The sequence below is a fragment of the Pseudomonas oryzihabitans genome, from assembly GCF_001518815.1.
Classification (GTDB): domain Bacteria; phylum Pseudomonadota; class Gammaproteobacteria; order Pseudomonadales; family Pseudomonadaceae; genus Chryseomonas; species Chryseomonas oryzihabitans_E.
In genome coordinates, this window is the sequence record NZ_CP013987.1 from 4,781,877 (window position 1) to 4,796,049 (window position 14,173).

14 protein-coding genes are annotated in these 14,173 nt (G+C 67.6%); 6 read left to right on the forward strand and 8 right to left on the reverse strand.

From position 1 onward, the window contains the following. Window positions 1–179: 179 nt before the first annotated feature. The 7 genes from APT59_RS21745 to APT59_RS21775 all read right to left on the reverse strand — a co-directional run bounded on the left by APT59_RS21745 (window position 180) and on the right by APT59_RS21775 (window position 6,409). Window positions 180–1,100, reverse strand: a complete 921-nt coding sequence (locus APT59_RS21745) for a dihydrodipicolinate synthase family protein (RefSeq protein WP_059316746.1) — start codon at window positions 1,098–1,100, stop codon at window positions 180–182. Then, complete coding sequence (locus APT59_RS21750; protein ID WP_059316747.1) at window positions 1,097–1,888, reverse strand: AraC family transcriptional regulator; 792 nt, start codon at window positions 1,886–1,888, stop codon at window positions 1,097–1,099. Before APT59_RS21750 ends, APT59_RS21745 begins: the two co-directional genes overlap by 4 nt. Further along, window positions 1,885–3,120: an NAD(P)/FAD-dependent oxidoreductase gene (locus APT59_RS21755; RefSeq protein ID WP_059316748.1), complete on the reverse strand. Its 1,236-nt coding sequence runs from the start codon at window positions 3,118–3,120 to the stop codon at window positions 1,885–1,887. The genes APT59_RS21750 and APT59_RS21755 overlap by 4 nt, the downstream gene beginning before the upstream one ends. Continuing rightward, window positions 3,117–3,353 (reverse strand): (2Fe-2S)-binding protein, encoded by a 237-nt coding sequence (locus tag APT59_RS21760; protein WP_059316749.1) that lies wholly within the window; start codon window positions 3,351–3,353, stop codon window positions 3,117–3,119. Before APT59_RS21760 ends, APT59_RS21755 begins: the two co-directional genes overlap by 4 nt. Then, the gene (locus tag APT59_RS21765; RefSeq protein WP_059316750.1) at window positions 3,347–4,462 is read right to left on the reverse strand and encodes an NAD(P)/FAD-dependent oxidoreductase; all 1,116 of its coding nucleotides are present in this window, start codon (window positions 4,460–4,462) and stop codon (window positions 3,347–3,349) included. The genes APT59_RS21760 and APT59_RS21765 overlap by 7 nt, the downstream gene beginning before the upstream one ends. Further along, window positions 4,459–5,397 (reverse strand): 4-hydroxyproline epimerase, encoded by a 939-nt coding sequence (locus tag APT59_RS21770; RefSeq protein ID WP_059316751.1) that lies wholly within the window; start codon window positions 5,395–5,397, stop codon window positions 4,459–4,461. Before APT59_RS21770 ends, APT59_RS21765 begins: the two co-directional genes overlap by 4 nt. Before the next feature lie 106 nt (window positions 5,398–5,503). Next, window positions 5,504–6,409: a LysR substrate-binding domain-containing protein gene (locus APT59_RS21775; protein WP_059316971.1), complete on the reverse strand. Its 906-nt coding sequence runs from the start codon at window positions 6,407–6,409 to the stop codon at window positions 5,504–5,506. Between the two features lie 154 nt (window positions 6,410–6,563). Here APT59_RS21775 and aspA point away from each other — a divergent pair, with 154 nt between their 5' ends. The 6 genes from aspA (at window position 6,564) to APT59_RS21805 (ending at window position 13,135) form a co-directional block, all read left to right on the forward strand. Next, the gene (gene aspA, locus APT59_RS21780) at window positions 6,564–7,997 is read left to right on the forward strand and encodes an aspartate ammonia-lyase (RefSeq protein WP_059316752.1); all 1,434 of its coding nucleotides are present in this window, start codon (window positions 6,564–6,566) and stop codon (window positions 7,995–7,997) included. Between the two features lie 99 nt (window positions 7,998–8,096). Beyond that, window positions 8,097–9,098, forward strand: coding sequence for an AraC family transcriptional regulator (locus APT59_RS21785; RefSeq protein WP_059316753.1), 1,002 nt, complete (start codon window positions 8,097–8,099; stop codon window positions 9,096–9,098). 45 nt (window positions 9,099–9,143) lie between these two features. Then, on the forward strand, window positions 9,144–9,500 hold the full coding sequence (locus APT59_RS21790; protein WP_059316754.1) for a cupin domain-containing protein: 357 nt from the start codon (window positions 9,144–9,146) through the stop codon (window positions 9,498–9,500). A gap of 123 nt (window positions 9,501–9,623) precedes the next feature. Then, window positions 9,624–10,655, forward strand: coding sequence for a histone deacetylase family protein (locus tag APT59_RS21795; RefSeq protein ID WP_059316755.1), 1,032 nt, complete (start codon window positions 9,624–9,626; stop codon window positions 10,653–10,655). 23 nt (window positions 10,656–10,678) lie between these two features. Continuing rightward, window positions 10,679–11,779 (forward strand): polyamine ABC transporter substrate-binding protein, encoded by a 1,101-nt coding sequence (locus APT59_RS21800; protein WP_059316756.1) that lies wholly within the window; start codon window positions 10,679–10,681, stop codon window positions 11,777–11,779. 144 nt (window positions 11,780–11,923) lie between these two features. After that, window positions 11,924–13,135 carry a sensor domain-containing diguanylate cyclase gene (locus tag APT59_RS21805; RefSeq protein ID WP_059316757.1) on the forward strand — a complete coding sequence of 404 codons (1,212 nt, stop codon included), beginning with the start codon at window positions 11,924–11,926 and terminating at the stop codon, window positions 13,133–13,135. On the opposite strand, the gene APT59_RS21810 is transcribed toward APT59_RS21805, so the two are convergent. Beyond that, window positions 13,127–13,915, reverse strand: a complete 789-nt coding sequence (locus APT59_RS21810) for a helix-turn-helix domain-containing protein (RefSeq protein WP_059316758.1) — start codon at window positions 13,913–13,915, stop codon at window positions 13,127–13,129. The two genes, APT59_RS21805 and APT59_RS21810, sit on opposite strands and share 9 nt — an antisense overlap. Window positions 13,916–14,173: the final 258 nt, after the last annotated feature.

Here is a 14,173-nt window from a genome sequence, read left to right on the forward strand (position 1 = left end):
CGGGTGATTCGGGTGGGACCGTCCTGAAGAGCGCCCTCACCCCAGCCCTCTCCCGCAGGCGGGAGAGGGGGTGGATTGGCGTGTGTGGAGGCATATCGGTTTATCGCGGCCATGGGCCGCTCCTACGGTAGCGTTCGCCCCTGTAGGACCGAGCCGCTATGGCCGCGGTTGACCCTGCCTCAGATCCCTACATTCGGCAATTGCGGACGGGTTTCCAGGGCCTTGGCCATCAGGCGTTCGACGAAGGCGCGATCCGCGTCGGGCAGGGCCAGGCGGGGTGGGCGCGTCAGGGCGCGGCCGCGGCCGGCGAGCTCTTCGCAGAGCTTGATGCACTGCACCAGGTCCGGGCGGGCGTCCAGGTGCAGCAGCGGCATGAACCACTCGTAGAGCGGCATGGCGTCGGCGAAGCGGCCGGCCTTGGCCAGGCGGAAGATGGTTTCGCCTTCGGTGGGGAAGATGTTGGACATGCCCGAGACCCAGCCTTCGGCGCCCACGGCGATGCTTTCCAGCACCACGTCGTCGAGGCCAGCGAAGAGCACGAAGCGGTCGCCTACTTCGTTGCGCACGTCGATGAAGCGGCGGGTGTCGCCGGAGGAATCCTTGAAGCAGACGATGTTGTCGACGTCGGCCAGGGAAATGAGGATGTCCGGGGTGACGTCGTTCTTATAGATCGGCGGGTTGTTGTAGACCATCAGTGGCAGGTCGAGGGCGCTGGCCACGCTGCGGAAATGGGCGGCGGTCTCGTGGGGCTTGGCCGAGTAGACCAGCGCTGGCATGAGCATGATGCCGTCGGCGCCGGCGCGACCTACTGCCTGGGCGGTGCGGGTAGCGTTGAGGCTGGTGAATTCGGCCACGCCACAGATCACCGGCACGCGACCGCCGGCGGCGTCCTTGGCGACCTCCACCAGGCTGATCTTCTCTTCCAGGGTCAGGGAGGTGTTCTCGCCCACGGTGCCGCACATCACCAGACCGGAGACGCCATCGCGCACCAGGTTGCTGATCACGCCATGGGTCTGGTCCAGATTGACCGAGAAGTCATCGTTGAATTGGGTGGTGACGGCGGGAAAGACGCCGCTCCAGTTGACGCGGGGAGTGCTCATGCAGGGGTTTCCTCCAGACGCAGACGGGGCTTGAGAGAGTCGCGGTATTGCCGGGGCGACAGGCCGGTGAGACGGCGGAACTGGCGGCTGAAGGCGCTGTGGTCGGTATAGCCACAGGCCAGGGCCACTTCGGTGACGGGCAGATCGCGGGCCAGCAGGCGCGAGGCGGCGTCGAGCCGGGCCTTGTGCAGCAACTGCTGGGGCGTGAGGCGCAGGATGCGCTTGCACTGGCGTTCGAGCTGGGAGACCGACAGGCCCACCCGCTGACTCAGTTCGCCCACCGAAAGCGGCTGGGCATAGTGCTCGCGCAGATAGCGATCGACCTCGGCCACCTTGGCGTGGGCCGGATGATCGGCGGCCGGCGCCTGCAGATCGTGGGAGATGCCGGCCATGCCCATCAGCCGACCCTGGGCGTCGTGCAACGGCAGCTTGCGGGTCAGGCACCAGCCGGGAGTGCGACCGGCGTAGAGGTGCAGCTCCAGCTGGTCGTCCAGTGCCAGGCCCTCGCGCAGCACGCGGCGATCCTGTTCGGCGTAGGCGCCGCCCAGGGGGGCGGGAAAGACTTCCTCGGCGGTCTTGCCGAGCAGTTCGCTGACGTCTTCATAGCCGCAGCGCTGGGCCAGGGTCAGGTTGACCAGCACATAGCGCGCTTCAAGATCCTTGACGAAGAACACCACGCCGGGAATGGCATCGAGCAGCGGCGCCACCAGGCTCAGGCTGGCGAGCAGCGCGGGCAGATCGGCGGGCCGGGCGCGGCTCAGGGCGTCCAGGTGGGCAGCGGCGTTCATCTCTCGTCCTCGGTCAGGGCCAGCAGGCTGTCGATACGGGTGGGTTGCAGCGGAAAGCGCGGTGCGGGCGGCGTCCAGCCCAGCAATACCCGGGTCGCCTGACCACAGATGCGACCCTGGCAGGCACCCATGCCGCAACGACTGCGCAGCTTGGCCTGGGTCCAGTCGCCATGACCAACCAGGGCACCCAGCGCGACGTCCTCGCAGCGGCAGACCAGGGTATCCGGCTGGGCCAGACGGGCAATGGCGGGATTCAAGGCAAAGGTGCGGGCCAGCTGGGCGGCGAAGCGGCGCCAGGGGCGTGCCTCCGGTTGCACGGCGCGGGCAGCGTCGAGCTGGCTGGTGGCGACCAGGCCGGCGATCCGCCCGGTGACCTGGGCCAGTTCGTTGCCGCCGATGCCGGTGCACTCGCCAGCCGCCAGGATATGTGGCTGGCTGGTGCGCTGGTGCTCGTCTACCGCCACCGCGCCGTCCAGGGTGGCGCAGCCCAGGCTTTGGGCCAGTTCCACGTTGGGTACCAGGCCATAGCCACAGGCCAGGCGATCGCAGGCTATCTCCCAGCAACGCTCGCCCTGGCGCAGGCGAACGGCTTCGAGGTGATCGGTGCCAAGCGCGGCCTCGACCCAGGTACCCGGCCGATAGCGGGGAGTGGCTAACGTAAGCGCCTGGCGCAGCTTGCTCGGCCAGCGCCAGAGCCCCAGGCCGAAGTCCATCACAGCGTGGCGTCCGGCCTGTTCAGCGACCAGGGCGATGCGGGCACCGGCCTGGCGCGCCGTGGCGGCACTGGCCAGCAGCAGTGGCCCCGTACCGGCGACGACGATGCGCTCATCGGCGACTTCAACGCCGCCCTTGATCAACGCCTGCAGGCCGCCGGCGCCGGTCACGCCAGGCAGGGTCCAGCCGGGAAACGGCAGCAGCAGTTCGCGGGCGCCGGTGCAGAGGATGAGGGTGTCGAACGCCAGGGTACGACTGCCACTGGCGTCTTCCAGCAGCAACTGGCGAGGCCCCAGAACCGCCGCGACCCGGGTGCCGCTCAGTAGCGTCACGTCGGCCGGCAAGCTGCCGACCTCGGCCGCGACCTGCCCGACTCTGGCACGCCAGATCTGGCCGCCGGGCAAGGGATTGTCGTCCAGCAGCACCAGGTTCAGGCCGCGGCCACTGGCGGCGCGGGCGGCGGCGAGACCGGCCGGGCCGGCGCCGATGACGAGCAGATCGCACCTCGCGCTATTCATGACAGGCGCTCCACCTGCATGCCGTCCTGGCAGCAGGTCTGGCACGCCAGACGGCGCACGCCATCGACCTGCACCCGGCATTCCTGGCAGATACCCATGCCGCAGAAAGGCGCTCGGGCCTCCCCGGTCACCGAACGGCGTGCGGCGGGGTTGCCGCTCTTGGCCAGGGCGGCGGTGAGCAGACTGCCAGGGCGGACCTCCAGGCGCTCGCCATCGATGAACAGGGTCAGCATGCCTGGCTCCTCGTGGCGGTCGTGAAACGCGCCGGTGCGAAGGGTTCCACGTGGAACGTCGAAGGCTCGCCGAACAGCCCATTGGCGATGGCTTCGGCGGTGGCCGGCGCGGTGGTGACGCCCAGGCCTTCGTGGCCGACCGCCAGCCATAGACCGGGCTGGTCGGGATGGGCGCCGATCAGCGGCAGACCATCGGGGCTGGCGGCGCGCTGGCCGGTCCAGCCGCGGATCAGCGAGGTATGGGTCAGACCCGGCAGGAAATCCAGGGCGCGACGCAGCAGCTGGCCGACCACCGCAGGCTCCACGGCCATATCCGGGCGCTCGAATTGCCGCGACGAACCAATCAGCAACTGGCCGGTAGGTCGCGGCTGGACATTGAAGGCCACCGAGGCGCCGCTGCTGGCGTGAGCGCTGGCGCCGTAACCGATCTCCACCAGCTGGTGGCGGACCTGCTCGGGATAGCGGTCGGTGATCAGCAGATGACCTTTCTTGGGTACCAGCGGCAGGTCCGGGCAGAGACTGGCGGCCTGCAGGCCGGCGGCAAGCACCACGGCATCGGCAGTCAGCCAGCGGCCATCGTCCAGCCGCACGCGCCGGCCTTCGACGGCGCTTACCCGGGCGCGCTGGAATTCGATCAGCGGCGAGCGCTGCAGCAACCAGGCGGCGACTACCGGGGCATAGAGCAGACCGTCGCCAGGCACCTCCAGGCTGCCGGCCAGGGCGGTCAGTGCCGGTTCGGCGGCGGCGGTCGCCGCAGCGTCGAGCGGCTGGTTGGCGACGCCCTGGGCATCCAGGCGCTGACGTTTCTCTTCGATCAGGTCCAGCTCAGCGGCGTCGCGAGCCAGCCAGAGGGTGCCGCAGTTGCGGTAGTCGGCGGCGCCCGGCAACTGGGGCACCAGCTCACGCCAGAGTGCCAGGGAGCGGGCGCTCAAGGTCAGTTCGGCGGGGTCGTCGTCCATCACCACCAGGTGGCCCATGCCAGCGGCGGAGGCGCCGGGCAGGCCGGCGTCCAGCACCCGCACGCGACAGCCCCGTGCGGCCAGGGCCGCGGCGCAGCTGGCACCGACGATGCCGCCGCCAACGACGAGGACGTCCGCCACGGACTTCACCCCGGAATGCCCCAGGCGAAGGGATCGTCATTGGCCAGCAGCAGGGTCGCTTCGGCCATGACATGGGCACGCCCACGGATCACTGGCAGGATGCGGCCCTCGTCGCCTGGCTGGTAATGGGCCTCGAAACGACTGCCGATGACGCTGGCCTGATGCCAGACGGCGCCGGGTTCGAGATCGCCGTCCGCCGCCAGGCAGGCCAGCTTGGCGCTGGTGCCGGTGCCACAGGGCGAGCGGTCATAGGCGCGGCCCGGGCAGAGCACATAGCTGCGGCTGTCAGCGCCATCCGGGTCGTCGGCGAAGAGTTCGATGTGATCGATATGGCCGCCCTGCTCGCCGGTGATCCCCGCGGCCTCCAGGGCGCCGCGCAGGGCCAGGCTGAAGGTGAGCAGCTCTTCAAGGTTATCGGCAGCGACGCGCTGGCCGTGATCGGCACAGAGGAAGAACCAGTTGCCACCCCAGGCGATATCGCCGGTGACCGGGCCGTGACCGGGAATCTCCACCTGCACGCCCTGCCGGTAGCGATAGGCCGGGACGTTACGCACGCTGACGCTGCCATCGTCGTGCAGGGTGGCGGTGACGTCACCCACCGGCGTCTCGATCACATGATCGCCAGGGCCGATCCGGCCAAGATGGGCCAGGGAGACGACCAGGCCAATGGTGCCGTGGCCGCACATGCCGAGGTAGCCGACCTCATTGAAGAACACCACGCCAGCGCTGGCGGCAGAAGATACCGGCTCACAGAGCAAGGCACCGACCAGCACCTCGTTGCCGCGCGGTTCGCGCATGCAGGCCCGCCGGAAGGCGTCATGCTCCCCGGCCAGCAGGGCGCGGCGCTCGGCCATGTTGCCCTGGCCCAGATCGGGAAAACCATCGAGGACCAGGCGGGTGGGTTCACCGCCGGTATGGGAGTCGATGACGCGGATGCGCTGCATGGCTGACCTCCGTGAGAGAGGCTCCAGTGTCGCGCAGACCGGCGCAAAAGGCTTGCAGGACGTCGGCTAGCTAAAAGCCGATATCAGCATAATCGCCTGCCGTCGATCAGCCGCCGTGGCTTTGACTTTCCAGATGTCGCCAGACCTGCTGCACCAGCCGCTTGCGCAACAGGGCACAGCGGTAGAGGCGGATCTCCAGGCCGACCTGCCAGGCGGCGTCGCCACACACGGCCAGTTCGCCCCGGGCCAGCTCCGCCGCCACCGACAACTGCGGCACCCAGGCCACGCCCAGGCCCTGCAGGGCCATGGTCTTGAGGCTGTCGGCCATGGCGGTTTCGTAGAGGGTCACGGCGCGCAGCTTGCGCTGGCGCAGGAGCAGATTCACCGACCGGCCGAGAAAGGCACCCGCGCTGTAGGCCAGCAGCGGCACGCTGCTCTGCCCGTCCAGCTGGAACATCGGTCGGCCTTCACCATCGGTGGCGCAGACCGGCAGCATGGCGGTGTGCGCCAGGTGCAGCGAAGGAAACAGCTCCGGGTCCATCTGCAGGGCGGCGTCGGGATCGTGGAAGGCCAGCATCAGGTCGCAGGCGCCGTCACGCAGGGCGTGGATGGCATCGCCGACGTTGGTAGCCACCAGGCGACTGGCCAGCGCCAGACCCTGGCCACGCAGCCCGGCGATCCACTGCGGGAAGAAGCCCAGGGCCAGGGAGTGGGCGGCGGCGAACTGCAGCACCTCGCCCTGCCCGCCTTCCAGGTGATGCAGATGGCGCACCGTCTCGCCCAGTTGCTCCACCACGCTGCGCGCCGTGACCAGAAACAGCTGGCCGGCCTCGGTAAGGCTGATCGGGGTGTGGGATCTGTCCACCAGGGTCAGGCCGACGCTTTCCTCCAGGGCGCGGATGCGCCGGCTGAAGGCGGGCTGGGTGACGAAACGCTTTTCGGCGGCCTGGGAAAAACTGTAGGTGGCCGCCAGGGCCACGAAGTCTTCCAGCCATTTGAATTCGATGTTCATGGCGCCCATACGTCTTCGGATCTCATGAGGTCACAACCAAAGTTATGCCGATCCGGCATGAGGCTTGGCGGATCGGCATTGGCCGAGATCGGCTGGCAGGCCTAGATTCTAAGGCATCGCGGCGCCCGCCGCTCGATCGAAGCCTAACGCTATCATGTCCAACTCTGCATCACCCGTTCGCCTCGAAAAAGATCTCCTCGGTACCCTCGACGTCCCCGCCGATGCCTACTACGGCATCCAGACCCTGCGCGCCGTACAGAACTTCCGCCTCTCCGGCGTGCCCCTCGGTCACTACCCCAAGCTGGTCGTGGCCCTGGCCATGGTCAAGCAGGCGGCAGCCGACGCCAACCACCGGCTCGGCCACCTGCCGAGCGAGAAGCACCAGGCGATCGTTGACGCCTGCTCGCGCATCATTCGCGGCGAATTCCACGACCAGTTCGTGGTGGACATGATCCAGGGCGGGGCCGGCACCTCGACCAACATGAACGCCAACGAGGTGATCGCCAACGTAGCGCTGGAGCTGCTCGGCCACGCCAAGGGCGAGTATCGCCACCTGCACCCGAACAACGACGTCAACATGGCGCAGTCGACCAACGACGCCTACCCCACCGCCATTCGCCTGGGCCTGCTGCTCGGCCATGACGCCCTGCTCGCCAGCCTGGACAGCCTGATCACCGCCTTCGCCGCCAAGGGCGTGGAATTCGCCGAGGTGCTGAAGATGGGTCGCACCCAGCTGCAGGACGCGGTGCCCATGACCCTCGGCCAGGAATTCCATGCCTTCGCCACCACCCTGGGCGAAGACCTGGCGCGGCTGAAAAGCCTGGCGCCGGAGCTGCTCACCGAGGTCAACCTGGGCGGCACCGCCATCGGCACCGGCATCAACGCCGACCCCGGCTACCAGCTGCTGGCCGTACAGCGCCTGGCGGAAATCAGCGGCCAGCCGCTGACCCCGGCCGCCGACCTCATCGAGGCCACCTCGGACATGGGCGCCTTCGTGCTGTTCTCCGGCATGCTCAAGCGCACCGCGGTGAAGCTGTCGAAGATCTGCAACGACCTGCGCCTGCTCTCCAGCGGTCCGCGCACCGGCATCAACGAGATCAACCTGCCGCCGCGCCAGCCGGGCAGCTCCATCATGCCGGGCAAGGTCAACCCGGTGATCCCCGAGGCGGTCAACCAGGTGGCCTTCGAAATCATTGGCAACGACCTGGCGCTGACCCTGGCGGCCGAGGGCGGCCAGCTGCAGCTCAACGTCATGGAGCCCCTGATCGCCTACAAGATCTTCGATTCCATCCGCCTGCTGCAACGCGCCATGGACATGCTGCGCGAGCACTGCATCACCGGCATCACCGCCAACGTCGAGCACTGCCGCCGCCAGGTGGAGCACTCCATCGGCCTGGTCACCGCGCTCAACCCCTACCTGGGCTACGAGACTTCCACGCGCATCGCCAAGACGGCGCTGGAAACCGGTCGCGGCGTACTGGAGCTGGTACGCGAGGAAAACCTGCTGGACGAGGCGACCCTGGACGACATCCTGCGCCCGGAAAACATGATCGCCCCGCGGTTGGTGCCCCTGAAGGCCAAGGTCTGAGCCTCGCACGCCAGACCTGAGCGGTAACCGACGGCAACTCCCCGCGAGCGCGGTATCCTTCTTGCTTGGAAGGCTGCCACCGCTCCGGGGAGTTTTCACATGCGTCAGTCCGGCTTGATCAATCTCAACCTGGTATCCCTGGTCCTCCAGCAACTGGCGGCCGACACGCCTGCCCGGGCGGCACCGCTGCTGGCCGGTAGCGGCCTGCAGCTGGACGACCTCGAACAGCCCCATCGCCTCATCACCCTGGCCCAGGAACAGCGGGTCATCGCCAACGCACTACCCGTCGCGCCGCCCGAACTGGGGCTGCTGCTGGGCTGGCGGCTGCGCGTCTCCGGCTACGGCCTGCTCGGCTATGCCCTGCTCAGTGCCCCGACCCTGGGCGCGGCGTTGCAGGCGGCCCTGGCCCACCAGGGCCTGCTCGGCGCCTATTTCACCCTGCGCCTGGAGCGCCATGGCGACCTGGCCTGGCTCAGGGCCGACGACCATCCCTTCGCGCCAGAACTGGAACGCTGCAACGCCGAGTGCTGCCTGGCCTCGCTACGGGCGATCTGCTGCGACCTCCTGGGCACGCCTCTACCCCTGGTGCAGGTGGCTTTTCGGCACCCCGAGCCGACCTATCGCGAGCGCTATGACGATTGCTTCGGCACCGCGCCCCTGGCCTTCGGCGCCGCCTTCAATGGCCTGGCCTTTCCCATTGCCTGGCTGGAGCGCGGCCTGCCGCTGGCCGATCCGGTGACCCATCGCGACGCCCTGGAGCAGTGCGGCCGGCTGGCCCCCGAGCAGGATCGCCAGCGCGCCCTGCTCGCCCGCATCCGCACCCTGCTGGGCGCCGACCTGGCCGCACCACCCTCCTTCGAGACCCTGGCCGGCCACCTCGGCATGGCGCCGCGCAGCCTGCGCCGCCACCTGCAGGCGGGCGGCAGCGGCTATCAGCAACTGCTCGACGAACTGCGCTTCGAACGGGCACGTGATCTGCTGGCCCAGGAGCGCCTGCCCATCTATCGCATCGCCGAGGTGATGGGCTTCAGCGAAACCGCCAGTTTCCGCCATGCCTTTCGCCGCTGGAGTGGGCAATCGCCACGGGGTTATCGGCTCTAGCGGCTGGCGTATGCTGGCGGTTCCTGCATACCGAGAGGCTCTGCCATGCCAGCCCTGCACCTGCTCGCCGAACGCGGCCAACCCACCGATCAATACCGGCTACCGGCGGAAAAGCGCCTGGAAGGCGATCCGCTGCAGAGCCTCTGGCTCGACTACGAGGATGCCAGCGGCGTCTTCGCCGTCGGCCATTGGCACAGCGAGGTGGGCAAGTGGCGGGTGAACTACACCGAGGAGGAGTATTGCCAGGTCCTCGAAGGCCTGAGCCTGGTCACCGATGACCAGGGCCGCACTACCCGCCTGGGGCCGGGCAGCACCTTCGTCGTGCCGCGTGGTTTCCAGGGCACCTGGGAGGTCGTGGAGCCAACCCTCAAGCGCTTCGTGGTCTACGAAGCCAAGGGCTGACATCTCTTGTGACGGCGCAAGGTAAGAATCTGGCCGGATCTATCCCCTTTTGGCCGCTGCGCCTCTCGTCGCGAGGCGCCGGGCTGGCAAGAATCAGGAGAGATCCCGCCGCCCGGAGTCACCATGCGCATCCACCACAGTCCCGATCACACCCTGCACCATGGTCGTTGCGAATTGATCGACGGCCAGCTGCAGCCCTGTTTCGAAAAGCCCCAGCGCGTCGAATTCATCCTCGCCGAGTGTCACCACCGGCAGCTCGGTGAGGTGGTGGCGCCCAGGGACTTTGGCCGGGCGCCCCTGGCACGTGTCCACAGCGAGGCCTATCTCGACTTTCTCGCCGGTGCCTGGGACGAATGGGCCGCCGGGGGCGAGACCGTGGATCTGCTGCCCTATACCTGGCCCGCACGCACCCTGCGGCAGGTGCTGCCGCCCACCAGCCTGCATGGGCGTCTGGGCTACTACAGCTTCGACGGCGGCGCGCCCATCACCGCTGGTACCTGGCAGGCCGCCTACAGCGCCGCCCAGGTGGCGCTGAGCGCCGGTGCCGAGGTTGCCGCAGGCACGCGCAGCGCCTTCGCCCTCTGCCGTCCGCCGGGCCATCACGCCGCCGCCGACGTCATGGGCGGCTACTGCTATCTGAACAACGCCGCCATCGCCGCCCAGGCCGCCCTCGACGGCGGCGCGCGGCGGGTCGCCATCCTCGATGTCGACTACCACCACGGCAACGGTACCCAGGACATCTTCTATGCCCGCGACGATGTCCTGTTTCTCTCGCTACACGGTGATCCGGGCTTCGAGTTCCCCTTCTTCCTCGGCTATGCCGACGAGACCGGCACCGGCGCGGGCCAGGGCTTCAACCTCAACCTGCCGCTGCCCGCCGGCAGCGCCTGGGACAGCTGGAGCGCCGCGCTGGAGGTGGCCCTGACGCGACTCCAGAGCTATGCCCCGGACCTGCTGCTGGTCTCCTTGGGCGTGGATACCTTCAAGGCCGATCCCATTTCCCAGTTCAAGCTGGAGAGCGATGACTACCTGCGCCTGGGCGAACGCCTGGCGCGGCTCGGCCTGCCGACCCTGTTCGTCATGGAGGGCGGTTACGCCGTGGCGGAGATCGGCATCAACACGGTGAACGTCCTGGCCGCCTTCGACGGCGCCTGATCCCTATCGCGAGGAATCCCACCATGCACAGCCTCTTGCGTCCGCTCACCGCCCTGCTGGGCAGCGCCCTGCTCGCCAGCGCCGTCCAGGCCGCCGATCCTGGCGAACTGCGGGTCTACAACTGGGCCGACTACATCCTGCCCGAGACGCCCAAGGACTTCGCCAAGCAGACCGGCATTCGCGTCACCTGGGATACCTTCGACAGCAACGAGTCGCTGGAGGCCAAGCTGCTGACCGGTCGCTCCGGCTACGACCTGGTGATCCCTTCCAACCAGTTCCTGGAAACCCAGATCAAGGCCGGGGTGTTCCAGAAGCTGGACAAGACCAAGCTGCCCAACTGGCAGAATCTCGATCTCGAGTTGCTCAAGCTGCTGGAGGTCAACGATCCGGGTAACCAGTACGGCGTGCCCTACATGTACGGCACCATCCTCATCGGCTTCAATCCGGCCAAGGTCAAGGCGGCGCTGGGCGCGGATGCCCCGGTGGACAGCTGGGACCTGGTGTTCAAGCCGGAGAACATGGCCAAGCTCAAGAGCTGCGGCGTGGCCATGCTGGATTCGCCCTCGGACATCCTGCCGGTGGTACTGCACTACCTGGGCCTGGACCCCAACAGCGCCAACGCCAAGGACTACGAGAAGGCCACGGCGCTGATGCTGAAGATCCGTCCCTACATGGCCTACTTCAACTCCACCAAGTACATGACCGATATCGCCAACGGCGACATCTGCGTGGCGGTGGGCTATTCGGGCAGCTTCTACCAGTTCGGCAACCGCGCCAAGGAAGCCGGCAACGGCGTGGTGGTGGACTGGCGCCTGCCGCGCGAGGGTGCGCCCATCTGGTTCGACACCTGGGCCATTCCGGCCAGCGCCGCCAACGTCGACCAGGCCCATGCCTTCATCAACTACCTGCTCGAACCCAAGGTGATCGCCGGAATCAGCGACTACCTCGGCTATCCCAACGCGAACAAGCCGGGCATGCCGCTGGTGACGCCCACGATCCGCGACAACCACGACCTGGTGCCCACCCCGGAAATGCTCAAGAAGCTCTATGTGGTGCAGCCCCTGCCACAACCCATCGAGCGGGTCCGCACCCGTGCCTGGAGTCGCATCAAGGCCGGCAACTGAAGGCCGAGACGTCCATGACGGCCCGAATGGTAGCCAAGTGCTACCATTCGGCGGCTATACCCTCTTATCCGGGAACCCCCTATCGCGCTAAGGGACTTATTGTGCTGAAGTGACCTATCGGATTTTCCTGCCAGGTACGGCACCATGTCCCTCAGTCTTGCCCTCGCCCGAGCGCTGGCTCGCCCTTTCTGGGCCCTGCGCTTCGAGCCGATATTGGAACAGCATTACCAGCAGGACATCGCCCGTTCGCGCCAGCGCCACCTGCTCATCAGTCTGACGGTCGCCATCCTGGCCTACGCCAGCTTCTCGATCTGGGACTGGATCCTGATGACCGAGGCCTTCTGGGTCATCAGCCTCCTCAGCGCCCTGGTGGTGCTCGGCGGGGGCATGACGCTCTTGGCCCTCAAACTGATGCCGGCCGAGCATCCGGCACGCGAGTGGCTGGGCATCCTGCCGTGTCTGCTGGCCTATGCACCGCCGCTGTTCGACCTCCAGGCGAGCGATGTCGCGCATCGTGCCCTCTGGCTGGCCACCCTCCCCCTCATGACGCTGTTCACCAACAGCTGCATCGCCCCACCCCTACGGCAGGCGGCGGCACATAGCCTGTTCGCCCTGCTGACCATCGGCCTGGCCACCCAGATGCACGGTCTGCCCGCCGTGGAGGCTTCGCTGGTGCTCACCCTGGCCGGCGCCACCGTGGTCTTTACCCTGCTCAACAGCTTCTGGATGGAAAGGGCCCGCCGGCAGGGCTATCTGCTGATTCTGCGTGATCGGTTGCGCAACGAAGAGCTGGCCGCCACCAACCGCGTTCTGGAACAGCAATCAGCCACGGACCCCCTCACCGGCGTGGCCAACCGCCGGGCCCTGATGCAGGCCCTTACCACCGCCCTGGCGCGTCCCCCGATCCGACCGCTGCTCCTGCTGATGATCGATGTCGATCACTTCAAGGCCTTCAACGATCGCTATGGGCACCCGGCCGGCGATCGCTGCCTGCAGCAGGTCGCCACTGCCCTGGCCAGTGAATTGCGCGCCGGCGACTGCCTGGCCCGCTACGGCGGCGAGGAATTCGCCATCCTCTGCACGCCCACGCGCGAGGAAGATAGCGGCAAACTGGCCCAGCGCCTGCTGGAGGCGGTGCGTCGACTGGAAATTCCTCATCTTGGGCCCAACGCCGGTCCGCGGGTAACGGTGAGCATCGGCGGTGCCTGTGCCCGGCTGGACCACGACTGCGCCGAAACCTTTCTCGAAGCCGCCGACCGGCAACTCTACTGGGCCAAGCAGGCAGGCCGTGACCAGGCGATCCTGGAAGACTGCGATCGATGCCAGACGCCGGTCGGTGATCTCCCGCTAGCCTAGCCGATAGACCCGATCGACCAGGGTCGCGCTGGCCAGGCGCTGGCGCAGATCGTCGTCCAGGTGGGGGTCCTGCCAGTCGTAGAGACCGATGCGGCCATAGGCCTGGCCGCGCCGGGGGCGGGTGCCCAGGTACTCCCAGACCACCCGGGTGCAGGCCGGCTCGCGCCGGTCGGAGGCGCTGACGCCCAACTTGAGGCCGTTGAGGCGATCGATGCGATTGCGGGCGCTGGGCAACAGCACCGTCTGCGACAGCTCGTTGCCGGTGAGGGACTCGTAGTCGGTGAAGAACAGCCGGCTTTCCAGGCTCATGGCCAGGCCCAGGTAGCGAAAGCGTGCCTGGCTCGTGGCCTCGCCCTGACGACGCAGGCGTTCGAAACGCACATAGCGAAAGACGCCTTCCTCCTCGAACAGCCGTACCAGCCCACAGAGCACCACGCCCGGGGTGGAGAGCGACGGATAGTATTCGTGGTAGTAGCCCTGGTAGCGGGCCAAGCCTTCCTGGCGCTCGCCGAACAGGGCCAGCGTCTGCCCCGCCCACCCCGTCTCCTGGCTGACCGGTGCCCCCAGGCGCGCCGCGAATTGCCGTTGCGGCAGCTGCAGATCGCTGGCCGGCAGCCCGAAGAATTCCGCCAGTCGCTGCAGGTTGTAGGGCGACGGACGGCTCTGACCGTTGAGGTAGCGATTGAACTGGGCACGGTTGATACCGACGGCGCGACAGACGGCGGCAATCGAGCGGTGGCGCTGGCAGAGCAGCTGCAAATTGGCGGAAAAATCGCTCATGAAACCTGCCCAAGCTTGACAGACGGCCGGAAAACTAGCATCAAGTCGCGCCATTTTGAAGCGAGGCGCGGAATTGTCCACGCCGATGGGATAGCCGAACCTAGGCGGCCCGGTCCGTCTTACTGCCCGTTCCACCCGGACCGATCCGTCCCAGCGCCCTGTCCCGGTCGTCGCCCCACGACCGGGCACGGCGTCGGGAGCGGGATATTCCACAATAATAGCCCCAAGGCTTGCGAGCCGGCCTTGGAGCATCACTAG